This is a genomic window from Vibrio sp. E150_011 (genome assembly GCF_053544015.1).
In genome coordinates, this window is record NZ_JBHFOL010000006.1 from 214,376 (window position 1) to 238,538 (window position 24,163).

The window sequence follows — 24,163 nt, forward strand, 5'->3', positions numbered from 1 at the left end:
GGCCCTCATGCACTGCAAGTACACGGGGACCTAGCTGAGTGGTTTCACTTCTTATGGCTTTGCTGACGTTCACCTAGAGTAGCAAGTACGTAATAAGCACCTTCATAAGATGACAACTTGCGCGCCACTCCTTTACTGCATCGCTTCACCGCAACGTGTCCTTGGCAGTAGGTACTCGTGCCAGTCCTAGCACCTAAAGAAAATTAGCATTTGTGGCTTGTTGTTCAAACAAACGAACATTACTGAGCGTCACATCCGCAATGTTCGCTAACGCATCTTGAGTCAAAAATGCTTGGTGACCCGTAAATATCACATTATGACAAGCAGACAAGCGGCGGAATATATCGTCTACTATCACATCATTTGAGTTGTCTTGGAAAAAAAGCTCTTTTTCATTGTCGTAAACATCAAGACCCAATGCCCCTATCTTGCCTTGTTTTAGGGCCTCAATAGCGGCACTCGAATCCAGTAACTCCCCGCGACTGGTGTTGATTAACATCACGCCTTTTTTCATTTTACTAAACGCGGTTTCATCAAGAAGGTGATAATTCTCAGGCGTCATCGGACAATGCAGAGAAATGACATCAGATTGCGAAAACAGCGTATCGAGATCCACATAGGTTGCGCCAAGATCGGTAACCAGCGGATTAGGATAAGGGTCGAAACACAGGACATTCATACCAAGGCCACGAAGAATTCGAGTAGTCGCTAAGCCTATTTTGCCCGTACCGACGATACCCGCAGTCTTACCATGAAAATTAAAGCCAACTAATCCTTCAAGATTAAAATTAGCGTCGCGAGTACGCTGATACGCCTTATGAAAACGACGATTCAAGGTCATCATCAGTCCCACAGCATGCTCAGCAATGGCTTCTGGTGAGTAGGCAGGCACTCGCGCGACTTGAATACCCAGCGCTTTTGCTGCTTCAACGTCAACATTATTGAAACCGGCACATCGCATAACAATGAGCTTCACACCTCTTACTGATAGGTGCTCTAATACCGGCTTGGACAAGTCATCATTGACGAAGGCGCAAACAACCTCACAGCCTTTTGCTAGCTTTGCGGTTTTCTCAGTTAAGCGGAAATCGTAAAAGTGAAAGGTCATCTGACTTGTGTCATTTGAGCGATTAAAAGACTGCTCATCGTATGATTTAGTACTAAAGAATGCGACGTTCAACATAATGACTCCTAACTAGAACATAGGCATTTGTTATATCAGACATTTAGCAATTAAAACACTGATAACCTGCAGGGGCATAATGCAAATGGTAAATAGTCACCATTTGGCCATTTGATATTTTGAGTACGACCGACATAAAAAAGCCCAAGCGACTAGGCTTGGGCTTGGGTTTAGCGTTGATGGCTGATGGCGACTATACGATCGCCATATTCACGTTTCTAACTTTCTGTTTCAATGCGGGCAACAGCGTCGAGCTGGCACTGAATTTCCTCAGACCAAAACTAAGCAGTAACTCTGTTGCAGTCACATCTCCCGCCATTTCACCGCACATACTGACCGGAATGCCGGCTCTGTTAGCCGCCTCGATCGTTATTTTTATAGCATTAAGGACCGCCGGTTCAAAGTAATTCACCAACTCAGCAACATCGCTATTGCCTCGATCTGCGGCCATAACATATTGAGTTAAATCGTTGGTGCCAATCGAGAAGAAATCTACTTCTTTTGCTAATGCATCTGCATTAAATACCGCAGCCGGTACCTCAATCATAATGCCAACGGGTAGCGCGTTGCCTACAATATGAAGTTGCTCTTGTACTCGATTAATCAGCGCTTTGACGCGATGAATTTCACCAACCGTCGCTATCATCGGAATCATCAGCTGTATATTGGATTGCTCAGCATGAGCACGGAGCACGGCTCTTAATTGGGTCTCAAAAAGCGCTTCATGTGTTAAGCATAAACGAACGCCTCGAAGTCCCAAAAATGGGTTCTCTTCTTGTGGCATTGGGTACGCGGCTAATGGTTTATCTCCACCAACATCGAGGCTGCGGATTGTGATTGGTTTATCGCCAAATGATTGCGCGATATCTCGGTAAATTTGGAACTGTTCGTCTTCTGTTGGCAGTGCATCACTTGCCTGAAATAGAAACTCAGTTCTAAATAAACCCACACCTTCCGCACCATTCTCTAGTGCTTGTGCCACATCTTCAGGACCGCCAATATTGGCCAGAGCTTGAATCGCGGTACCGTCTTGAGTGGCCGCTACTTCAAGTGCATTCTTTAACGCGGCTTCTTGCTTGGCAAGCCATTCTTGACGTTTATTGTTTAGTTCTTCTTGTATCGATGTGGAAGGCGTGACCCACAACAAACCACTAAAACCATCAACGGTCACCTGGGCACCGGTTTTTACTTGGTCCGTGCAGCCTGTCGCTTTAACAATGGCAGGGATACCCATCGCACGCGCTAGAATGGCGCTGTGCGACGTTTTTCCGCCTTCACTTAAACAAATTGCTAGCACTTTCGACTTGTCTAATCCTGCTACATCAGATGGCATCAGATCTCGAGCTAACAAGATACTCGGTTCACTTATAGTGAGTGCTTTTGGTACTGCTCCCGTGAGCGCAATCATGACTTGTCGAGCGATATCATAAACATCAGCTTCACGCTCACGCATATAATCACTTTCAGCGCGTTTATACTGCAGTGCCAATTCAGTAGTCACATCACACCATGCTCGCTCTGCAATGTTGCCCTCTAGAATCAACCGTTCTGCATGAAGATGTAACTCAGGATCATCGAGCATCATGGCATGTGCAGCAAATATTTCACCATGTGGTAGCTTAGCTTGATGCTCTAAGTGTTGCTTGACCGAAGACATTGCATTGTTTAGCTTAGACTGCTCACCTTCCGCCCCAATAAAATCACGCGTCGGAACATCCGGAACTTCTTGAGCAAAGAGCACAGCGGGCGCAGTGACAATGCCACCATTTACACTAAGCCCTACAATGGCTCCTTCAATGTCTTGTTGAGATTGCTCAGCAACATCATCGTCATGGTGCTCGTTTGCCACCATTGGCGTCGGGTTATTCACCGCTTCAGCCTCACCAAAGTGTTGCTGTGCAAGCAAAGTAAAGGCATCAATCGCCAGCTGTGCGTCATCACCAGACGCAAACAGCGTCATACTTTCATCACATCGAACACCAAGCTTAGCGATACTATTTAGACTTTTCGCATTCGCTTTTTTGCCTTCTTTATCTAGCTGAAGGTCACCACTAAAACTGGCAAGACAGCCAACGATCGCAGCAGCTGGACGCGCGTGAATGCCATGAGGATTCTTAACAAGCCATTTAAACGATAATACTTCGCCTTCATGGGATAGACAGTCTACCTCTGTGATTTTACTCGTCGCCGCTTCTTCTCCTAAATGTTCTTTCTTAACATCTAATGCGTTCGTGGCTTCTGCAATAACGTCATGAATAGAAAGCCCAGCAGCGGCGGCAACACTTGCTGCCATCGTTCCCTCAACAATCGGTGCCGAGACCAACACCACTTTATCGCGAATGTCATCATCGAGGAGCTCCAACGCCATTTCTGTACTCAGTAATGCGCTCCCCAAGTCCATCAATACAATCGCGCCGCCGTCGTCACACACTTCTTCAATGGCGCCCATGACAGCAATCGCGTCAGTACCAATTGGGTTTTCAGGATCATCGATCCCTGCTGCTATCGCTAGATTCGCTTTGCCTTGCGTCATTTGAGTGGCCAATTCGGCCACTCCTTCAGCTAACAGGCGGCTATGCGATACGACTACAATGCCTACCATGCTTTATTTCCCTGCTATTGCCTGTCTTAGCGCTTTAATCATTAGAAGTGACGATGTCGCGCCAGGGTCTTGATGACCTATACTGCGTTCGCCAAGGTAACTTGCACGTCCTTTTCTGGCTTGCATCTCAATAGTTGAAACCACACTTTTCTCCGCAAGCAACACCATCTCGTCCAATAGATGGTCAGGGCTTACCCCTTCCTCTAAAGACGCTTTAGTACCATTAAGCACGGGCAACCAAACATCACACATGGTTTTGTCACCTTGCTCCGCTTTACCACGTGAAATCACGCCATCAACGCCACTTTTTAGATCATCGATCAATTCTTGAAAAGTAAGGGATTCTCGACTGCCAACTGAGGCTGCCGTGCGAATAAACAGGGTACCGTATAGAGGGCCACTGGCACCACCAACGCTAGAAAGAAGCGTCATACCGGTATTTTTCAATATTGCGCCGATATTTTGTTTTTCAACTTTTGGCAGTGTTTCTTTAACCTTCTTAAAACCACGATTCATATTAAGACCATGGTCAGCATCACCGATATCACGATCAAGATCCGTTAAGAAATCTTGGTTCTCTTCGTATGACACCGCACAAAGCTCAAGCCAGTTTAAAATGTGTTGTTTTTCAATTTGCATAATTTGACCTCGAATTACCACTTAATCGCCGCTGTATCAACCGGAGCATCAAACAGTTCTAGCATTTCGGAATCTGCTTTAAGCAGCGTAATAGATACCCCTTCCATATTGAGCGAGGTGCAATAGTTACCCACCATGTTGCGCGCAATATTAAAGCCAGCCTTTTCACAGTTTTGCGCCAAGCGACGATACACACCGTACAACTCAGATTCCGGCGTTGCTCCAAGGCCATTTACAATGGCGATGTACTCTTGATTCGCTTCAAAATCTTCAATTTTTGATGATGTTTCATCCCATTGACCTTCGACACGGTTCCACAAACGTAAAGTGCGGCTGTATCCGTCATTTTCAGACAGCTCAACAAACATTTTGTCGACAAGCTCGTCAGCGTTGGTAAATTTAATACGCTCGATGCCTGGCTCACCATGGATGCCTACACCAAACTCAACTTCATCATCCGCCAGTGTGAATGATGGCTTGCCAGCGGCAGGTACAACGCACGCATCTAACGCCACCCCAAACGAACGGCAACGATTGTTTATCCGAGTCGCTAGCGCTTCACATTGCTCTAGTGAGTAACCTTTGGCTGCAGCTGCACCCACAATTTTTTCTACGAGGACCGTACCAGCGACGCCACGTCGACCTGCGGTGTACAAGCTATCTTTTACCGCAACATCATCATCGATCAGTACTGAACCGACTTTAATACCATCGAAATGCAGTAGTTCAACAGCGGTTTCAAAGTTAAGAACATCACCGGTGTAGTTCTTGATAAAAAACAACACACCCTCACCCGTATTCACCTGGTTACCACATTCATACATTTGGTCCGGTGTTGGCGAAGTGAACACCTCACCTGGACAAGCCCCCGTCAGCATACCTTTGCCAATGAAGCCCGCATGTAATGGTTCATGACCACAACCGCCGCCTGAAACAAGGGCAACTTGACCCGGAGTTTCTTCATGCCACATATAACGCGGCTCGTAATTCACTTTAAGTTCAGGGCGAGAAGCGGCAAGACCTTCCATCTGCTCTCTAACAACGTCTTCGACACTATTAATTAATTTTTTCATCTTTTGTTTCTCTTATATTTTTATGTTCGTTAATTGGATACTGGTAACTTTTCATCCATCATAAAAATAAATGGCTACTCGACAATAAAAAACAAATCGTTCCAAAATGGAACAAATAACAAAATTAAACGTTCCAAAATGAAACGTAACTTTCAGTAAAATGACGCTTTGGTGATCTCACCCTGCATAATTGCCAAATCCAATTCTCGTCCGAAACGCGCTTTGTTAGCCACGTCAAACAATCGGATCTCACTTTGGTAAATGCTTTCGATAATGCACTGCCCCTCTTTAAGATGAAGCCAACGTTGAAACAAAAATAACTATTAACTTAAAATAAAAGGTCTAGAAAAATGGACAAGATTATTATTAGCCCAAGTAAGTATGTTCAAGGTGAAAACGTATTAGGCTCTATTGCGACATATGTCAAAGCCCTCGGCGCAAACCCTCTAGCGATTGCCGATGAGTTCGTAACAGGCCTAGTCGGCGACACAGTAAAAGATAGCTTTATTAAAGAAGACATGCCGCTTGCGATGGACATATTTAATGGTGAGTGCTCACGCTTAGAAATTGACCGTCTAACGGATATCTGCGCAACACAGAAAAATGATGTCATCATCGGCATTGGTGGTGGTAAAACGCTTGATACTGCTAAATCTGTTGCTTTCTATACTAAGATCCCTGTGGTTGTGGTTCCTACTATTGCCTCTACCGACGCTCCAACAAGCGCGCTTGCTGTTATCTACACCCCAGAAGGTGAGTTTGCAGAATATCTGCTGTTCCCACAAAACCCAGATATGGTCGTAATGGATACGAAAGTCATTGCGGGTGCACCGGTAAGGCTGTTGGTATCTGGTATGGGTGACGCGCTTTCTACGTACTTTGAAGCCCGTGCAAACATGACATCAGGAAAACCAACGATGGCAGGTGGCGCGCCGACCCGCTCTGCACAAGCGCTCGCAAAACTGTGTTATGAGACGTTGCTTGAAGATGGTGTGAAAGCAAAAATCGCAGTAGAAAACGGCGTAAGTACCACTGCCGTCGAAAACATCATTGAAGCGAACACATACCTTAGTGGCATCGGGTTTGAAAGTAGTGGTCTCGCCGCAGCGCATGCCATCCATAATGGTTTAACCAAATTAGAAGAATGCCATCACTTGTACCACGGCGAAAAAGTGGCATTCGGAACCCTCGTTCAACTAGTATTAGAAAATGCGCCAATGGAAGAAATCCAAACCGTGCTCACTTTCTGTCGCGACGTAGGATTACCGACCAACTTGTTTGATATGGGTGTCAAAGAGATCAACAAAGAGAAACTATTTGAAGTTGCTGAAGGTGCTACCGCGGAAGGTGAAACCATTCACAACATGCCTTTTCCAGTCACCGCAGATAGCGTATTTGCCGCTATTTTGACTGCGCATCAATTAGGCCAATAGTACCACTCATAATAATGTCTTAATTGGCGTCAACGCCCAAAAGACAAGGTCAGCACTAGCTGGCCTTTTTTGTGCCGTTAAATAATGTATGTCCAAACAATACCCAACCAATGCACACATTAGATATATTATAAATGCAATATTTAAGCACAGCTATTGATTCACCAAGGAAATAAAAACTTACATTTATTAAACATTAATTTCAATTAAATCTCTTTTATCATCTTAATAATGATTTGGATTAATTTTCCTCCACTTAATAACTAGTAATGTTGTTTTACAATGATGAAGTTAGAGCTGAGTTTGTACTCGAAATATAAATGAACACAGCATTAATTTATCCGTAAAGAACGTGGTAATAACGCTCATCATTGATTAAAAACAACTAATTTATATAATAAAAACTAAGGACAGCATAATGAAACTAGTCTCAACACTAGCAGTAGGTACATTAGCGTTATTCTCTCTCTCTTCACTAGCAGACCACACCGTGATAGATGGCCTCGAATTTGGTCCTCTCGCACAACTCGTGGGGACTTGGAAAACCGTCGACACCGGGGTTGATCTCTCTCCCGCTCAAGCCGGCACAGAGCAGGGAAAAGGCGCACCCGCAATTACTCCATTTTACGAAGTCATGACTTTTGAAGTGGCCGCTGACGCAGTCAATGCGAGTGAACAAACACTAGTGGCGCTCTACTACAAGCAAGAAGTCTTTAGAAAAGCTGATGACTCTAAATTTCATGATCAACGCGGTTACTTCATTTACGATCAAGAAAATCAGGTCGTTTATAACTCTTTCTGTGTGCCAAGAACCACTTGTGTCACCGCAGAAGGACCGGCAGGCAATAACATGACACTGACCATGTCAGACCGTGGTGTTGCTGAGTCTAATTTTATGCAACAAAAAGCAAGCACAACAGGGTTTACCATGAACCTTAACATAGAGGGTGATACACTGACGTACTCTCAATCCACCATGTTGAAGATCTACGACGGCGAATTTGCCCACACTGACTCTTCTGTGCTTGAACGTGTAAAAGCCAATAATTAGCGTACGATAGGGACCTAATTGTATCTTACACATATAGAGAACGAGGGAATGGCAGATTGTGTGGCGTCCCTCGTCATCAGTACTGATGTAAGTCGAAAGCCTCTCATTGGCACGTTATAAATAGAGACTTTTCATCCGCAGTCGACCAACCTAAAGACCATTTAACAAATGATGACAATACAACCTTGTTGCGTTGTTATCCTTTATTCTGACTTAAGTGATATCAATTCATCCTATGAACGAAAAACAAAAGATGCTGTCCGGTGTTAATTATGACCCTAGTGAACAAGCACTAAAATCCGAGCGTACGAACGCCAAGTTATTGTGTTTTAAATTAAACCAGAGCCACCCTGACGATCCCACAATTCCTGATACCATCAATTCACTATTGGGCTATGAGACCGATGCCGATCTCAACGTGCCATTTCATTGTGATTATGGTTACAACATTAAAGTCGGCAAAGGGTTTTATGCCAACCACGGCTGCACATTTCTTGATTGCAACACGATTACCGCAGGTGACAATTGCCTTCTTGGCCCAGGCGTTATTCTCGCGACCGCGATACACCCTCTTGACGCAAAAGAACGCGCTTCCGGTATTGAATCAGCATTGCCGATAACACTTGGTCATGACGTTTGGCTTGGCGCCAATGTCACGGTCTGTCCAGGCGTAACCATTGGAAACAATGTCGTTGTTGGCGCTGGTAGCGTCGTAGTAAAGGATTTACCCTCTAACACAGTGTGTGTGGGCAACCCTGCCAAAGTCATTCGCAGCAACTGATCGTCGACTCACTGGAACCACTCGCCCCATCGGTTGATGTTAAACATTCAGCATCAGTCGATGGTTATACACCCTGTATAATAACGCTCTTTACGCTAAGCCTAACGCTGTCAGCATCAACGATGCCTATTTGCACTAAGGGCGTTCTTGTCTATTCTTGTCGTCGTCATTAGCGCAGAGAAAATTGCAGATCACCCTTTAACGTGCTGTGTCTTCAAGCCCATATTTTTGAATCTTTCTCCATAATGTCGTGCGACCAATATCCAATGCTTTGGCCATATCTTGCATTTTTCCGTCGTATATTTTCCATGCTTGAATGATGGCTTTTTTTTCTACGTCTTCCAATGTAAGTATCGATTTTCCATCTCGACTGCCTTCGTCGCTTAAATTGTGCTTAATCTCTTCAGGAATATCACTTAAGGTAATCAGGTTGCCACTGCGATTGAGAAGGATCCGTTCCATTCGGCTTTTTAATTCAGAATTATTACCCGCCCAGCTGAACTTGACTAACGCGTCCATCACGGTTTTTTCAATCGATACCGCCACATTGTGACGCTTTTCATAATTGTGAATAATCACCATTATAAGATGTTCAATATCTTCTTTACGTTTTCTCAACGGCGGTATTGATAGCTCATTCGAGGACAGTTCATAATACAGCTGTCGCCCGAAAGACCGCCTCGCAACATACTCACTAATATCCGACGACGTGCTGGTAATAAGTTGAAAGCTTACCGGTATTAACCGTGCACTATCACAACGGCTCACTAAACCCGTTTTTAGTAACTTCAGCAATACCGCTTGCAACTCTGGACTCAAATATTCGACCTTTTCCAAATATAACGTTCCGTTATGCGCTAACTCAAACTTAGAAGGCAAACCCTGACCATCTTCGTCATCAAAACCAAGCATTTCTTTGACCATGGCTTCGGATGTCAAAGAGCGGCAATTCAGCGTGATAAATGGGCCGTTTTTTGCGTTACTTTCGTTATGAATTGCCATAGCAAGATCGGATTTTCCTACCCCTTCTTCGCCATTGATTAAGATAGGTGCTTTTGACTTAACGGCACGTTTGGCAATCGTTAACACATGCTTCATTCCGCGAGACTGGGCATTAATATTGGCAAATGTATACTTAGCATTTCCCCCTATCTGCTGTTGCGCAAGTTCTCTAATTTTATCGATAGGATGAATGAATAATAGATTTGAGCCATCAACCAACGGTTTCAACGTCACAATCGACTCGATAAATTCACCATTTACCTCAACGATGGTTTGTTTACGCCTAATCGTGCTGTGTGTTTCTATACTTCTTTGGATATTTGGCGCAAAACGAACCACCGAAAAGATGTCTTTATCGATAATGTCTAAGGTTTTGAAATTGAGTAATTCTTCGGCTTGGTGATTAGCCATCGTGATCCGATTATCTTCATTCCAAGACAATAACCCGTCATCCATACACTCCAATGTAGCATTGTAAGCATTGAGTAGCCGGTTCATTGTCTCTTGCTCATTTTGGACGTGGATCTGCAGCGCGATCTCTTTCGCACAAGACGCAATAATGACGTGGTTTTCTTTTGTGTACTCGGTGGCTTTTTTGAATAACGAGATGGTTCCTCGTAAGCGACCAAACGTATCGAATATGGGTGCGGCGGTGGTTGCGTAACAATGCAAATGACGGTTGAAATGCTCTGCTGCAAATACTTCTGTCGGTAAATGTGTGTTAAGTGTCAAACTGATCGCGTTGGTACCAATTTTCCCTTCTGAGAAAAAACAGCCTTTCTTAAAACCCAACGCACTGACTTCACGCAACAAAGCATCATGCCCGACACTAAATAACACGCAGCCGCTATCGTCCGTCACAAATAGAACCAGTTCTTCGCTTCGCAGTAAGTCGTAGGTGTCTTCTATCACTGTGGTGGCTGAGGTAATAACACGCTCATTTCTCTTAATCAGAGATTTAAGCGTATAGCCAGAAGCAATATGCGGTTTGGACCAGTTGTAAGGGCTCGACTGTTTAGCGCATCTTTCCCAAGATTCCAGGATCGGCGACAGCATAAAGTCAGGTGATACCCAGTGATGCTTTTGAAAAAAGTCCCACTTCTTTTTATTGTCTTCAATCGACAGCATAGATAAACCAATTTAGGCGCCGTTGCAGACGCTCAGTGTTGCGGACCGACTATGATACCGCGACATTTCGAACGCTAGAGTGATCCTATTCACACTGACAAACTCAATATTAAACTAATCGATACATCACTGATCTGGGTTGGTGTTTTGATGATTTGTGAAAGAAACATTCAGCCAAACACGGTTATCTCATCCACCAAAACCATTGTTCACCGCGCACAAAGTTTACGGAAATACATTGAAGAGGAGCCGCTGGCTAAAAGCAAGCGATGAGCAATAGGACGGTCACGGTTAACGTCGCAAGTTGGACGTCTGAAGTTAGAGGTTAGAAGTTAGAAGTTAGAAGTTAGAAGTTAGAAAAATACTATCAATAACGGACGCACATCCTTTGTGCGCTGCTTTCCGGTACAGTGAGTGGTTAAATCCACGCCAGAGAAAGCAATAATAGTGGGACAGCAACCAAAGATGCCATTTTCATCAATGACAATACTTCACGTAAGACGATTTTAGTTTTTGAATCAATCAGTTGAATTGGTTGTTGTAGCGTTGCGGTGTTATTCATGTCAGATGCCTTTGGTACGTTGAGTAAAATTGACTAATCAATGTGATTTATATCGCAATTTTGCACCTTTACGTGACCTTCGTCAACTTAATTTTGTCCATAAATGTACATTTTTGTAATTTTAACTACAAAAAAGCCTCGCGATAACGGCGAGGCTATATAACAAGAGTGTAACCCTATGATTTAAATGGTTTTTATTTCATCTAACAACGTACGATACGATGAAGATTCTCTATAAAACACGGCAGGTTCACCAATTGGAGCATCAATATCAATCCAACCTCCTGTAAACACCTTCCCTGTCCATGCATGAATCCAGTTATCTTCTGGCAAATACACGGTTTTAACCGTTTCGCCTTCGTTGTAGACAGGTGCAACTAGGATATCTCGACCAAAGAGGTACTGGTACTTAATCTCATACGTTTCAGCTTCCTGCTCGTAATGCATAAACAGCGGGCGCTGTACTGGCATACCTTGTTTCGCATTTAAGGCAACAGCTTCTTTAATATACGGCTTCAAATGCTTGAACACTTTCGTCATTTTAGCTAGGTGCGCTAACGTTTCAGCATCGGTATCATATTGATGATTATCACCAGGTCTATTACCTTCATGACTGCGCATAATCGGAGTGAATGCGGCCATTTCTGACCAGCGCTGGAACAGTTCTTTCGTTCGCTTCATACCGTGTAACGTGGTATATCCGCCAATATCGCTGTGATGAATGCCGTTCCCCATCAACCCTGAAGACAATGCCGCTGGAATCACCGACGCTAAACCGTCGTCAAGAGACCAGTTGACCGATTGATCTCCGCCCCATAAGGTGTGGCAATACCCTTGAATCCCAGTACCACCAGCTCGCATAAAGAACAAGATATCATCCGTTTTACCCGCTTCTTCAATCGCTTCATGCTGTACTTTCGCCCAACGATATGGCCATTTATTATGCTCTATTTCTGCACTAACTCCGTTGCTCAATGCACAATCTGTCGGTAAGTATTCTCCAAAATCGCCCATCCAGCCATCAAGCCCAAAGTCGATCATGTTCGTTTTAATCACACCCTTGTACCATTCGCAGGCATCTGGGTTAGTGAAATCAACCACACCACAGTAAAACTCACCAAAATCGACGACATATTTAGAACCATCTTGTTGAGTGGCCAAATAACCTTTTTCTTTCGCTTCGTTATATAGAGGAAAGTCTTCGAGCACATACGGGTTTATGTAACCAAGAAAGCGAACGCCCTCTTCTTTCATTTGATGAATTTTACTATCAAGCTCTGGGTATAGTTCTTTGTTCCACTGCCAATCCCACTGCAAGCGCTTGCCAAAAGAGGTCATCTTAATGCCTTGCCAATCTTGGCACCACGCTCCAGCGACTTCGATACCGGCTTCTTTCGCGGCTGCTACCTTTTCAATGGTGATCTCGGTACCACCTTGGATCCCAATAATTAAGCCGTTGTATACCCATTCTGGCATTTCTGGTTGTCGGCCAAATACACCCGTAATGTTTTCCATTAGGTCTGAATAATTATCTTCGCTGTCTAGCAGCAAATAACGAGGGATATCCCAACACTGAAGCTCATGAAAATCATCGTTTGTGAAATTGAAATCCGCATAGGCAGTGGTTTCTAAATGGCAAAAGTACTTTTTGTCCGATACGAATGTGGGTTGTGGATAGTTCGTGGTGTAATAATCGCCACCAGCTCTATCATGCACATCAGCTTGCCAAGTTACATAACTATTTTTGTTACGACCCACACCCGGTTCACTCGACCATAATGGGAAGTTTTTTCCACGTAGGTTTAAATAAGTCAGTTGCTCACCACAGCCAAATACTCGCTCATCAGGTGTAGCTGAAACACGGATCCAGAAACGATTATATGAATGATCCACCGCTTCAAATTCAGACAGCAAGCGGCCTTCTTCCGTTTCAGACACAATCATGCGAATAACGTCGTTTCCGTCAAACTTAAACGTAATACAAAAACGGTTCTCTCCTGCCTCTGTGACGTCAAATTGTCTCAAAGGCAGACGCTCTACAACGTAGTCAGTAATATCAAAGTTCCCACGGTACATATCGAAGTTGCCTTCGCCAGTACCAAGAAATAGGGCGGGTGTTTGTAGAGAGTGCGTAAATACGGTTCTATTTTTATGTTTTATTGTTAGCGTATTTCCACTGGTAATCAGTTCCATCGTTATCTCCAATAATTCGACTCTTAGGCTAAAAAAAGGCGCACAATTGTGCGCCCTAACTAAATGGTATGTTTATTTGAATTGTAAGTTGTAGTCGGCATCAATCGCGGCTTCACATGTTTTGATCTCATTTTCAAAACGCTGTAACCATTTCTGACCTTCTGGTCCTGTAGATTTTAAGAAGTAATCTTTAACTGGTGCTGAAGCCGTTTTAAATGCTTCTTTTTCAGCAGCCGTTGGATTATAGATGGTGCCATCTGCTTTCTTAAACTCTTCGTAAGCTGAGTATTCTTTGTGCTTAGGATACGCTCGTAGGTATTGATTTTGAGCAGAAATGCCATCAATAACGACTTTCTTCAGGTCATCTGGGAATGAGTTAAATTTGTTGTCGTTAAATACCCATGCCCCACCCATGTACGCATGGCCGTCTAAGATCATATAATTCAGGCTTTCATGGAAGCGATTCATGATAATATCAACGATGCCATTTTTAGTGCCATCAACCACGCCTGTCGACAAAGCAGTATAGACCTCAGGCCAGGCGATTGGTGTTGGCGAACCACCTAGATCTTTGACAAGTTCTTGTTGAATCTTGGCTGGAACCGTACGAAGTTTTAGGCCTTTCACATCATCTGGTGTTTTCACTTGCTTCTTGGTCGTTGCAATATTTCGCCATCCACCCGAGTTTGAAACCATCATCAGACGCACATTCGGCGCTTTTTTCAGTACTTCACTACGTACATCACCAATGAATTTTTCATTGTCATACACACATTCCGCCACACGGTCATTGGGCAATAAGTACGGTAAGTCAAATGCCCCTACCGGTTGCCAAAAGTTTGCGAGCTCTGCCGTCGTCGTTTGGAAGTAATCAAACATGCCAGCTTGAACCCCAGCAATACACTCTTTAGCGTTACCACATAGTTGACCAGAAGGATAAATATCGACACTGATTTGGCCATTAGAACGCGACTCTACGTAGTTTTTAAACACCAATAGTGATTGGTGGTTGTAACCATCAAGATTGGTAACATGAGGGACGGTTAACTTGTAATCTGCCGCATTAACTGCGCCCGCTGTAAACATTGCCGCTGCTGCTAATCCTAGAAGTGTCTTTTTCATAAGATGTTCCTTTCAATTTATCGTTATAATTTAATTTATTTCAATATTTCACATGTAGGGGTATTAATATTTATTGTTTATTAGTTGAGAGCCAACACCGATAGCGTTGGCCTCTGGGTTACATCACGCCTAATAATTTTGGTAATCCGATGACGAGCTGCGGGAAGAACGAAATCATAAAGATGATTAGGAACTCAACCGCTAAGAACGGAATAATCGCCTTTGATATTTTCTGCAATGGCACACCTGATACACCGGATGCCACAAACAACACCAAACCCATTGGCGGTGTCGCCAATCCAATCGATAGGTTGGCACACATCACAACACCAAAATGCACTGGGTCGATACCCGCATTAATCATGATTGGGCCAATAATTGGAGCAAAAATCAGAATCGCAGGGCCTGCATCTAAAAACATACCTACGATGAATAAAAAGATGTTGATGATAAAGAACAGCAAGTAAGGATTATCTGTAATACCGTTAATCAATTCAGACACATGATTTGAGATACCAGAGAAGCTGATCGCAGAAGCAAATCCACTTGCGGCAGCAACGATAATCAAAATAGCAGCGGCGTTAACAGCGACCTTCGAGAATAATACGTACGTGGCCTTAATGGTGGTTGCTTTAATAACATACACCGAAATAACAATGGCATAAGCCACCGCAACAGCAGCTGCTTCTGTCGGTGTAAAGATGCCACCGTAGATGCCGCCTAGAATAATAACGGGCGTCAGCAAAGGTAGAATAGCCATTTTTAGACTTTTACTACGCTCTATCTTCGTCGCCCTCTCCATTGGTTGAACCTCTGGATAATGACGAATCTGAATACGGTTAACGATCATTAAACCAACACAGAAGATAAAGCCTGGAACAATCCCTGATAAGAACATTGCTGCCACTGATGTATTCATGACAAAAGCGTAGATCAGCATGATACCTGACGGCGGAATAATCGTACCTAACACGGTAGCGGCGGCGGTCAAAGCAGCAGAGTAAGCTTTGTCGTAACGGTATTTAGACATCTCTGGGATTAACATATTGCCAATCGCTGAGGTGGCCGCTACCGCTGAGCCCGTTAGTGCACCAAACAACGTCGCCGCTAGGATGACTACATGCCCTAACCCACCTTTAAGGTGTTGAACACGAGTCTGTGCAAACGAAATAATACGAGGGGTAATGCCGCCACTCGACATACATTCGCCTGCCAACATGAAAAATGGCAATGCAAGCAACAAAAAATTATCTAAACCAGAATATAGACGCTGGTATAGCATATTAATAAATAATGTTTGGTCATTCTGAAAAAAAGTAATTACTGGCGCTAACCCAAGTGCAAATAAAACTGGCACACCAACAATTAAGAAAAATAGAAAATAAAGTAAAAAAACTGGAGAAATCATAACAACACCTATTATTCCGCTACTTCAGCTGAAACCAATTTTTCTTGTTCTGGTTTAAAGTGAATAAACTGATGAATTGAAGCAACTAATTTCTGGATAGCGAACGAACATGACACTGTCAGCATAACCGGCGGTATCGCGTAAATTACGAACATCGGTATCGGCAGACTATCGGCCATTACCGACCCTGTCTTGAAAAACGCATACCCGAAGTAAATCCAGATAGAAAAAAGAACAAGCGCGATAAGGTGCGTTAGCATCATGAATACCTCATAAATTCGGCGCCCTTTTAACTTATCCGTTACAAATGTCATTGCGATATTCTTGTCTTCTAAATAAATAATCGGAAGACACAAATAAGTCATGTATATCATTAAAAATCTTGAAGATTCGTCAGTCCAACTCAAAGGAATATTGAGAACATAACGACAAAAAACTTGTAGAAGAACAATAATTGTCATTATCAACAATAAAATTCCAGAAATATGAGCGGTTACTTTTGCAAGTGGTGCATTCACTTTGTTTAATGCACTTTCTATAGCTTTAAGCACAAAATCACCATCAAACCAATATTGGTATAGTTATTAAAACGACATATCGTTTACTGAGTTTCTATTGATAACCTAGTTAATTAATCTAATCCGTGATTTCATTCACAAGCAGACACAACATGTCGTTTTTTGTAGGGTTTATGTCACATAAGAGACATTTAGAGGCTTGTTATGCCGCTTTTCCGTTAGAACCGAATAAACGAATTTTATGTTGTACAACTTCTTTCATTGAGTCGATACCTGTGTTCATTACATCTGCCAGAATGTAATCGGTTCCACGCTCTTTCCAATGCGCTTGAATCCCATCAATGAAACCCTGACGAAGCTCTGTATCAACATTAATTTTTGCCACGCCACGCTTAACCGCTTCTAGGACCTGGTCGTCTGGCACACCCGAACCGCCATGCAAAACAATCGGTTTTTTGACGGCTTCTTTAATTTCAGACAATCGCTCAAATTTTAGCTCTGGGGTCGTTTTGTAAACGCCGTGCGCAGTGCCAATCGACACCGCTAAATAGTCAACACCGGTACGCTCAGAAAAATCTAACGCTTCTTCTACCGTGGTAATCATCGCGTCTTTTTCGTCAACGGTGATGTCGTCTTCTGTACCACCAATTTTACCAATCTCTCCTTCCGAACCCAGGCCAAGCGCTGCGGCGACATCGACAACCGCTTTAGTGATTCGAATATTATCTTCAAATGGCAGCGCAGAACCATCAAACATCAACGATTGAAAATCGCGAGTCGCAGCTTCCATACATTGTTCAAATTTACGGCTGTGGTCTAGATGGATACAAATAGGGACTGAAATTTGGTGGTGCTCTATCAGTGAATCAATAGCATCACGCAATGGTTTCATGCCCATTTCGTTAATCGCCTTTTGGCCAATTTGAATCATAATCGGTGATTGCTCTTCTTGACCTGCAAGCAATACCGCTTTAATCGTTTCAAGGTTATGTGCAGTGAAAGCACCGATAGCATAGCCATTGTTCCATGCTTCATTGATCATCGTTTTACCAGATACGTAAGGCATTTTAAGTCGTCCTATTGAATTAACTTTTCGTTCGTCGTGGTGATAAATTATCAGTCTAAAGCGCTCAATTCTGTTAGATATGTATCACTTTCCAACACAAACGTACAAATTAGGACAAAAGTGAGTGTTGAGACACAGTTTAAATGTCCATATGTACAAAATCTCGTGATCTACAAAAGTGAACATAAAAAAAAGATGACAACCAAAGGTTGTCATCTTCATGAAATCATCAAGTGTAAACGTTAACAAAGCGTTTCTGAGAGGTTAGCGCATACTTTCGTCTAAGCGACCTTCTGCTAGTGCAGGCGCTAATCCAGGCGTTAACGGCAGCCTAGGGATAACTAAGCAGTGCATCAAATGATAGATGTCTTGTTTACCGTCCCAGACTTTACTTGTGCCAGCTTGGTTGTTTACATCAAGCTCCTGCCACCAGGAACACCCCTCATAATCAATAAGATAAGTACGACAGTAATCCCACCAAGTTTGATAGAATTCTTCGTATTTTTTATCGCCAGTGACCGTGAAAAGCGCATAAGCGGTACCAATAGCTTCGACAGGAGCCCAACGAATACGCTCACGTACCACGGGTTTACCATCCCAATCCACTGAATAGACAAAACCTGGGGCCCCATCCACGGCCCACGCGTCGCGCACGGTTGCATCAAACAGCCCTTTCGCATCTTCCAGTAACCACTCTGGTGTCTCGGCTCCAATTTCAAGCAACGTTGCTCGAAGGTGGCAGATTAGACGGCCCCATTCAATCCAATGGCCCGGTGTACCGCCGTAAGCACGAAAATGACTTGCAGGCGTATCTTTGTTGTAGTCCGGTAGTGGATTCCAACTAGAGTCGAAATGTTCATTAACACGATAACTCAGATTTTTCGCCGTTTTATGAATCATGAATTCAGTGATATGGAGCGCTCGGTCTAGCCACTTTTTATCTTTAGTCACGTCATATACAATAAGAAATGCCTCAACCGCATGCATGCTGGCATTACCGCCACGGTAGTCTTCTGTCTCAGAGAACGCTTCATCCCAAGATTCAAGTACCATCTGTTCTTCTTCGTTCCAAAAGTACTTTTCAATCACAGCAATTGACTCGTCTAAAAGAGCGCGAGCACGTGGGTGACCCGTCGTCACGGCACTCGCCGCCCCTAATAATACGAAGCAGTGTTGATAGCCCTGTTTCGAGGCATCAACGATACCATTGCCTTCGTTATCAATGGTTGCATACCAACCACCATGAGTATCGTCTTTAAGAGGCCCTTCAAGTGCCGCGATCCCATGTTCCACTAGATCAAACGCCCCAGGTCTTCCCATTAATGCGGCTAGAGAATAACAATGCAACATACGAGCAGTGATCCACAAACGTGTTCCCATTTCTTCGCGAACGTTGCCGTTATTACCAATCCAACCAAACCCATTAGGGACGACAGCATTTCTTCCAAATTCAAAAATTCGGTCAGTTTCTGTATCCAACCAAGCATTATGGGATCGGGTATTAATCCATTTCATAGGGTATTTCCTCGTTATTTTTATTGTTACTGACGTTACCAGTCAGCAGCGTTGAATTATGTTAATTGACCATCATTTTTGTGACACAAATAATCAAATATGGACATTTTTGATCACTAGCACACAACCAATGACAAGAAGTAGGCCATGCACGATGTGGTGGTAGTTGATTTTGTATTTTTGTAGAAAGTGGTAGCCCACCATGCCGCCAGTCATACCGACAAGAAAAGCAGGCATCGCGGATAAAACCAGCTCTTGTACGTCAGGCGTAATCAAGCCCTCATTCCAAAAGCTCGCAATCGCCCCTATCATTTGCAACATGAAAAAGAACACCAGCGTCGACTTCGCCTGATCGGCTGTCCAAGGTTGCATTGATGTGTAAGCGATCACCGGCGGACCAGCCTCACCAACACTCGCCCCTAATACGCCAGAAGCAAAACCAGTCCCTACGGTCACCGGTACCGAGGTCTTTGAGAACGCAGGCTTAGCACTTCTCATCGAATGAATACTCGATAAGATCAATACCACCCCCATCGTAATCAAGATGTATTGTGACGGCAGACTCGCCAACAGTTTTGCGCCAACAAATGATGCCGGTAATGACCCTGCAACAAGAATTAATCCCACTTTGTATTGGATGGAATGACGCATTTTCCAAACAATCGGAAACGTTACTAACCAGCCAAATATTCCAGCGATGGGGACCGCCATTTTTGCATCGATAACCAGCGAAAGTAATGGTACAGAAACGAGCGCTAACCCAAACCCGGTCAAGCCTTGTGTAAAGCCCCCTAATGCAATGATTAAGGAGACAAGAATAACGGTGATATCCATAATTAAATCCTAAATAAGGGCGAGAACTCACCCTTAAGTGATAACTGAGAGTTGTTATTTTACGGAGAAGCGGTGAATGGTTTTTTCTTCGAACACTTCACCAGGATTCAAGCGCACACTTGGAAAGTGTGGCTGATTTGGGCTGTCGGGGAAATGTTGCGTTTCCAAACATAGACCTTCCCGTGCTTTATAATGTCGACCATGACGGCCTAACCATGCTTTGTTTGATAACTTAAAACCGTTATAAAACTGAACAGCAGGCTGGGTGCTTAACACCGTCATCATCCGCCCACTATGCGCGTCATATAGTTCCGCAGCGTAATGGTACTCACCCTCTCGTTTACACCCATTCAGGACAAAATTATGATCGTATTCACCCGACCCAATTCGAGTGGCGGTAGTAAAATCGAGCCCCGTGTCTTTTACTGACTTTATTTCGCCAGTAGGAATCATCTCCTCAGTCGTTGGCGTGTATAGATTGGCATGAAGTACAAGTTCATGCTCATCTACAGCGCCCGAATCATGGCCACCCAAGTTGTAGTAGCTGTGATTGACTAAATTGACAACGGTCGGTTTGTCGGTCATTGCTTTGAAGTTGTAATGGAGTTGATTGCCTTCATCCAACCCCACCGAGTGAGTGACATTCATCGTCCCGCCATAGCCTGACTCACCATCCACAGAAACTCGACTGAGATGCAGATAAATTGCTTCAGGTTGTTCTTCAATCGAAAAATCCCAAACGTACTTATCAAAGCCTTTCGTTCCGCCATGTAAATGTTGGCGAGTTGGCGGTTCATTGGTCTCCAATTGAAAGCTTTCACCATCGAGTTCATAGCGACCATCTTTAATACGGTTAGCATAACGCCCGGCGACAGCACCAAAGAACGGGTGCCCTTTTAGGTATTGTTCTAAGTTGTCATAACCTAAAACCACGTTCGCCTTCGCACCCTCTCGGTCGGGGGCTTCAATTGAGGTCACGATGCAGCCGTAGTTTGTGACTTGCACTTTCAAACCGTGTCGATTTTCTAGGGTAAATAGTTTGACTGGCAATGCTTGGCCTTCGACTTGACCCCAATTCTCTACCGTAATTTTCACGTTATGGCCTCTAATATTTATTATTGGATTTTTGCTTCAAGGCCGGAAGTAACACGAAGCTGTTCGAATATAGACGTCCAGTCTTGGCGTCCGCGCCCAGCAGCTCGAGCGATACTATACAACTCACGCGATGCCGCACCGCAAGGCATAGGTACATTCACTTGATTCGCTAGATCAAGGGCAATCCCTAAATCTTTATGTGCGAGGTCAACCATAAATGCAGGAGATAAGTCGCCAGCAAGCACCTTACCAGGCCATGTTGTTGTGAAGTGTCCTTTACCCGCAGGGGTGCCGCTCATCACTTTCATCGCAGCATCAAACTCAAGTCCAATCGCTTCTGACAGCGTTGCCGCTTCAGCAGATAATGCATTGAGCGCAATACTCATGTAGTTATTAATGATCTTGACCCTAATTCCTTTCCCTGGACCACCAGCGTCAATAGTTTCAGAGCCCATGCAATCAAATAGAGGCAGTGCTTTAGCAATTTGTTTCGCGGTTCCACCAGCCAGAATTAACAATTCGCCTTTGATTGCATGATCAGATGTACGCCCCACTGGCGCTTCCATCATTGAATAACCTTCACTCGACATATCTTTAATCAAGGCATCAGTTTCAAATGGATGAATCGTCGACATATCAATAAGTAGAGCTTGCGTATCTAGGCGCTCTGTCACACCTCCATCACCAAAAAGGACCTCTCTTACTAACGCCCCATTGGGTAGCATGGTAATAACAAATTCGGCATCGGTTGCCGCTTCGGCTGGTGACGACGCTGCGATTGCCCCCAATTCAACCATACGGCTAACCGCGTCTTTATTCACGTCAAACACACGTAATGAGTGCCCACCTTTAATGAGATTTGCAGCCATAGGGCTACCCATTTGACCAAGACCGATAAATCCTACTGTTGCCATGAAAAATCCTTAACTGTTGTTGGTTATAGTTGTTGAATTGCTATTTACTATAATCATTCGAGAGTTTATAACCACAACACTTGTCACATTTTGTTGTTTTATGTCCATTTATTGTCTTTTTGTGAGAATACTCTCATCCAAACTGATTTTGCGCTTTATAATAGTGTCCATGAGCTGACTTTAAGCTCGTCGCATTCGAGATAGCGTTAAGGGTTACTTTGCTATGGTTGATGGCGCGATGAATGGTAGCGTTAAAGCCTAACGAGCTAAAAACAAAAGCATGCAAAGAAAACGCGCGAAGCGGCACTCCTTATTTTCCAATGATGTAAAAACAATAAGAGATAAATGATGGCGATAGCTTGTGTTGGTATTACAGTATTAGACCGGGTCCAATTGGTTTCTCAGCTTCCAAACTCTGGTGGGAAGTATGTTGCACACAATTATTTTGAAGTGGGTGGTGGCCCAGCAGCGACCGCATCGGTAGCCGTTGCGAAACTTGGCCATAGTGTTGATTTTATTGGTCGCGTGGGTTGTGATGGTGTGGCAGATACCATGCTATCTGAGTTAGCGGGATACGGCGTTGGTGTTGACCGTACTATAAAAATTCCCGGTGCTTCATCAGCATTCTCCGCCGTGATCGTGGACAACGAGGGTGAACGAATGATCATCAACTACCAAGACGAGTCTTTATCGAAAGATATTACGCCGTTAAAAAATGTTGATTTTTCGACATATTCCACAATTCTTACAGATGTTCGTTGGTTGGAAGGGGCAAAATATGCTTTAGAACAAGCAAAAAAATTCGGGATACCTTCGGTTCTCGATGCAGACCTAACGCCCGAACCCATTGATGTTCTTGTTAAATTAGCCGATCACGTTGCATTTAGCGAACCAGGACTGGAAAAATTCACAGGAACAAAGGATCCTATAGAAGGCCTCAAACTCGCTCAAAAAAAGACACCCGGCAGAGTTTATGTTACAGTCGGTTCAAAAGGATGTTACTGGCTTGAAAACGGCGAACTCGCTCATCAAGTAGGCCTCAAAGTAGACGTCGTCGACACTACAGGTGCTGGAGATGTTTTTCACGGAGCCCTTGCTGTCGCCGTGGCAGAGCAAATGGAAACGCGTCAATCTATTATCTTTTCTAATACTGTCGCAGCCCTCAAGTGCCAAAAACTTGGTGGTCGTGAAGGTATCCCGAACCGAAAAGACGTAGACATTAATATTGTAAACAAATAATAAAAAAGAAGGGTTATCGTGACTAATCCAAGACAAGATAAGTTATTGCAGCTAGTTGACGACAAAGGCTATTACACTGTTGAAGAACTGGCGGAAATGTTAGACGTCTCGACGCAAACCATTCGTCGTGATATTAAAAAGCTCAGTGAAGATCGCTTGGTTATTCGCCATCATGGTGGTGCCAGTTCTCCATCAACGAAAACGAACCTAGATTATGAAGTTCGTAAAGTGTCAGAGACCGATCAAAAAAATGCGATTGCAAAACGAATTGCGGACATTATTCCTGATAACTCAACCGTTTTTATTACCATAGGTACAACCGCTGAGGTTATTGCTAGCCACCTTCTTAATAAGAATAATCTGCAGATCATTACTAATAGTTTACGTGTGGCCAATGTGTTACACGGTAACAAAACATTTGATGTGTTGATACCAAGTGGCAAGGTAAAAGCATTCAATGGAGGTATTGTTGGAACAGAAGCAATGGATTTTATTTCTAACTTTAGATTCGACTACCTCATCACAAGTGCAGCCTCCATTGATGTCGATGGAACGTTACTCGAATATGATCTCAGCGAGACACTTATTACACAAACCGTCATGAAGTCAGCACGACACATAATGGTTGCATTGGACTCGACTAAGTTTATACCAAAGGGTTCCATTGAGTTGGGTCCGATCAGCAAAGCGACTTACCTGTTCACTGACTCTCCTCTTACCGAGGAGTTAAGCTCAATCGTTAGCAAGGGACAAACGGCGGTAGAGGTGTGTAATCCATAGTCATCCCAAAATCAATAAACTCTCT

The 24,163-nt window shown here is 43.8% G+C and carries 20 protein-coding genes; 5 read left to right on the plus strand and 15 right to left on the minus strand.

Features of this window, described 5'->3' with window-relative positions:
- Positions 1-193: 193 nt before the first annotated feature.
- The 4 genes from ACE1OE_RS12185 to dhaK all read right to left on the minus strand — a co-directional run bounded on the left by ACE1OE_RS12185 (position 194) and on the right by dhaK (position 5,497).
- Positions 194-1,183: a 2-hydroxyacid dehydrogenase gene (locus tag ACE1OE_RS12185; RefSeq protein WP_449211227.1), complete on the minus strand. Its 990-nt coding sequence runs from the start codon at positions 1,181-1,183 to the stop codon at positions 194-196.
- A 193-nt stretch (positions 1,184-1,376) separates the two neighbouring features.
- Positions 1,377-3,785, minus strand: a complete 2,409-nt coding sequence (ptsP, locus tag ACE1OE_RS12190) for a phosphoenolpyruvate--protein phosphotransferase (RefSeq protein WP_449211228.1) — start codon at positions 3,783-3,785, stop codon at positions 1,377-1,379.
- Positions 3,786-3,788: 3 nt separating this feature from the next.
- Positions 3,789-4,424: a dihydroxyacetone kinase subunit DhaL gene (gene dhaL / locus ACE1OE_RS12195; RefSeq protein ID WP_102469248.1), complete on the minus strand. Its 636-nt coding sequence runs from the start codon at positions 4,422-4,424 to the stop codon at positions 3,789-3,791.
- Between the two features lie 14 nt (positions 4,425-4,438).
- Entirely contained in the window at positions 4,439-5,497 is a 1,059-nt protein-coding gene (dhaK, locus tag ACE1OE_RS12200) for a dihydroxyacetone kinase subunit DhaK (protein WP_102469249.1), read from the minus strand.
- 350 nt (positions 5,498-5,847) lie between these two features.
- On the opposite strand from dhaK, the gene ACE1OE_RS12205 reads away from it, so the two are divergent.
- The 3 genes from ACE1OE_RS12205 to ACE1OE_RS12215 all read left to right on the plus strand — a co-directional run bounded on the left by ACE1OE_RS12205 (position 5,848) and on the right by ACE1OE_RS12215 (position 8,762).
- The gene (locus tag ACE1OE_RS12205; RefSeq protein ID WP_449211229.1) at positions 5,848-6,930 is read left to right on the plus strand and encodes a glycerol dehydrogenase; all 1,083 of its coding nucleotides are present in this window, start codon (positions 5,848-5,850) and stop codon (positions 6,928-6,930) included.
- A 418-nt stretch (positions 6,931-7,348) separates the two neighbouring features.
- Positions 7,349-7,981: a heme-binding beta-barrel domain-containing protein gene (locus ACE1OE_RS12210; RefSeq protein ID WP_449211230.1), complete on the plus strand. Its 633-nt coding sequence runs from the start codon at positions 7,349-7,351 to the stop codon at positions 7,979-7,981.
- Between the two features lie 235 nt (positions 7,982-8,216).
- Positions 8,217-8,762, plus strand: coding sequence for a sugar O-acetyltransferase (locus ACE1OE_RS12215; RefSeq protein WP_372059553.1), 546 nt, complete (start codon positions 8,217-8,219; stop codon positions 8,760-8,762).
- A gap of 198 nt (positions 8,763-8,960) precedes the next feature.
- Here ACE1OE_RS12215 and dhaR read toward each other — a convergent pair whose 3' ends face one another.
- The 11 genes from dhaR to yihU all read right to left on the minus strand — a co-directional run bounded on the left by dhaR (position 8,961) and on the right by yihU (position 22,119).
- Entirely contained in the window at positions 8,961-10,892 is a 1,932-nt protein-coding gene (dhaR, locus tag ACE1OE_RS12220; protein WP_102469594.1) for a dihydroxyacetone kinase operon transcriptional regulator DhaR, read from the minus strand.
- Positions 10,893-11,310: 418 nt separating this feature from the next.
- Complete coding sequence (locus tag ACE1OE_RS12225) at positions 11,311-11,454, minus strand: hypothetical protein (RefSeq protein ID WP_198593059.1); 144 nt, start codon at positions 11,452-11,454, stop codon at positions 11,311-11,313.
- Between the two features lie 183 nt (positions 11,455-11,637).
- Positions 11,638-13,647 carry an alpha-glucosidase gene (locus tag ACE1OE_RS12230; RefSeq protein WP_449211231.1) on the minus strand — a complete coding sequence of 670 codons (2,010 nt, stop codon included), beginning with the start codon at positions 13,645-13,647 and terminating at the stop codon, positions 11,638-11,640.
- A gap of 72 nt (positions 13,648-13,719) precedes the next feature.
- Entirely contained in the window at positions 13,720-14,769 is a 1,050-nt protein-coding gene (locus ACE1OE_RS12235) for a TRAP transporter substrate-binding protein (protein WP_102469257.1), read from the minus strand.
- 118 nt (positions 14,770-14,887) lie between these two features.
- Positions 14,888-16,177 carry a TRAP transporter large permease gene (locus tag ACE1OE_RS12240; protein WP_372059548.1) on the minus strand — a complete coding sequence of 430 codons (1,290 nt, stop codon included), beginning with the start codon at positions 16,175-16,177 and terminating at the stop codon, positions 14,888-14,890.
- Positions 16,178-16,188: 11 nt separating this feature from the next.
- Positions 16,189-16,728, minus strand: a complete 540-nt coding sequence (locus ACE1OE_RS12245) for a TRAP transporter small permease (RefSeq protein ID WP_102469259.1) — start codon at positions 16,726-16,728, stop codon at positions 16,189-16,191.
- A gap of 169 nt (positions 16,729-16,897) precedes the next feature.
- The gene (locus ACE1OE_RS12250; RefSeq protein ID WP_449211232.1) at positions 16,898-17,761 is read right to left on the minus strand and encodes a class II fructose-bisphosphate aldolase; all 864 of its coding nucleotides are present in this window, start codon (positions 17,759-17,761) and stop codon (positions 16,898-16,900) included.
- A gap of 264 nt (positions 17,762-18,025) precedes the next feature.
- Positions 18,026-19,276, minus strand: a complete 1,251-nt coding sequence (locus ACE1OE_RS12255) for an AGE family epimerase/isomerase (protein WP_372079426.1) — start codon at positions 19,274-19,276, stop codon at positions 18,026-18,028.
- A 93-nt stretch (positions 19,277-19,369) separates the two neighbouring features.
- Positions 19,370-20,110, minus strand: coding sequence for a sulfite exporter TauE/SafE family protein (locus ACE1OE_RS12260; RefSeq protein ID WP_102469262.1), 741 nt, complete (start codon positions 20,108-20,110; stop codon positions 19,370-19,372).
- A 54-nt stretch (positions 20,111-20,164) separates the two neighbouring features.
- The gene (locus tag ACE1OE_RS12265) at positions 20,165-21,205 is read right to left on the minus strand and encodes an aldose epimerase family protein (RefSeq protein ID WP_449211233.1); all 1,041 of its coding nucleotides are present in this window, start codon (positions 21,203-21,205) and stop codon (positions 20,165-20,167) included.
- 20 nt (positions 21,206-21,225) lie between these two features.
- On the minus strand, positions 21,226-22,119 hold the full coding sequence (gene yihU / locus ACE1OE_RS12270) for a sulfolactaldehyde 3-reductase (protein ID WP_449211234.1): 894 nt from the start codon (positions 22,117-22,119) through the stop codon (positions 21,226-21,228).
- A 345-nt stretch (positions 22,120-22,464) separates the two neighbouring features.
- Between yihU and ACE1OE_RS12275 the strand changes: the two genes are divergently transcribed.
- A complete protein-coding gene (locus ACE1OE_RS12275; RefSeq protein WP_449211235.1) occupies positions 22,465-23,358 on the plus strand; it encodes a sugar kinase in 894 nt (297 codons plus the stop codon).
- Between the two features lie 18 nt (positions 23,359-23,376).
- Positions 23,377-24,138, plus strand: coding sequence for a DeoR/GlpR family DNA-binding transcription regulator (locus tag ACE1OE_RS12280; protein WP_372059542.1), 762 nt, complete (start codon positions 23,377-23,379; stop codon positions 24,136-24,138).
- The last annotated feature ends 25 nt before the right edge of the window (positions 24,139-24,163 follow it).

Bases quoted from the DNA above. Each gene is read 5' to 3' on its own strand.
- yihU (WP_449211234.1), bottom strand. From the start codon at position 22,119: ATGGCAACAGTAGGATTTATCGGTCTTGGTCAAATGGGTAGCCCTATG.
- ACE1OE_RS12210 (WP_449211230.1), top strand. From the start codon at position 7,349: ATGAAACTAGTCTCAACACTAGCAGTAGGTACATTAGCGTTATTCTCT.
- dhaL (WP_102469248.1), bottom strand. From the start codon at position 4,424: ATGCAAATTGAAAAACAACACATTTTAAACTGGCTTGAGCTTTGTGCG.
- ACE1OE_RS12235 (WP_102469257.1), bottom strand. From the start codon at position 14,769: ATGAAAAAGACACTTCTAGGATTAGCAGCAGCGGCAATGTTTACAGCG.
- ACE1OE_RS12250 (WP_449211232.1), bottom strand. From the start codon at position 17,761: ATGCCTTACGTATCTGGTAAAACGATGATCAATGAAGCATGGAACAAT.
- ACE1OE_RS12215 (WP_372059553.1), top strand. From the start codon at position 8,217: ATGAACGAAAAACAAAAGATGCTGTCCGGTGTTAATTATGACCCTAGT.
- dhaR (WP_102469594.1), bottom strand. From the start codon at position 10,892: ATGCTGTCGATTGAAGACAATAAAAAGAAGTGGGACTTTTTTCAAAAG.
- ACE1OE_RS12225 (WP_198593059.1), bottom strand. From the start codon at position 11,454: ATGAATAACACCGCAACGCTACAACAACCAATTCAACTGATTGATTCA.
- ACE1OE_RS12255 (WP_372079426.1), bottom strand. From the start codon at position 19,276: ATGAAATGGATTAATACCCGATCCCATAATGCTTGGTTGGATACAGAA.
- dhaK (WP_102469249.1), bottom strand. From the start codon at position 5,497: ATGAAAAAATTAATTAATAGTGTCGAAGACGTTGTTAGAGAGCAGATG.
- ptsP (WP_449211228.1), bottom strand. From the start codon at position 3,785: ATGGTAGGCATTGTAGTCGTATCGCATAGCCGCCTGTTAGCTGAAGGA.
- ACE1OE_RS12275 (WP_449211235.1), top strand. From the start codon at position 22,465: ATGATGGCGATAGCTTGTGTTGGTATTACAGTATTAGACCGGGTCCAA.
- ACE1OE_RS12260 (WP_102469262.1), bottom strand. From the start codon at position 20,110: ATGGATATCACCGTTATTCTTGTCTCCTTAATCATTGCATTAGGGGGC.
- ACE1OE_RS12240 (WP_372059548.1), bottom strand. From the start codon at position 16,177: ATGATTTCTCCAGTTTTTTTACTTTATTTTCTATTTTTCTTAATTGTT.
- ACE1OE_RS12205 (WP_449211229.1), top strand. From the start codon at position 5,848: ATGGACAAGATTATTATTAGCCCAAGTAAGTATGTTCAAGGTGAAAAC.
- ACE1OE_RS12230 (WP_449211231.1), bottom strand. From the start codon at position 13,647: ATGGAACTGATTACCAGTGGAAATACGCTAACAATAAAACATAAAAAT.
- ACE1OE_RS12185 (WP_449211227.1), bottom strand. From the start codon at position 1,183: ATGTTGAACGTCGCATTCTTTAGTACTAAATCATACGATGAGCAGTCT.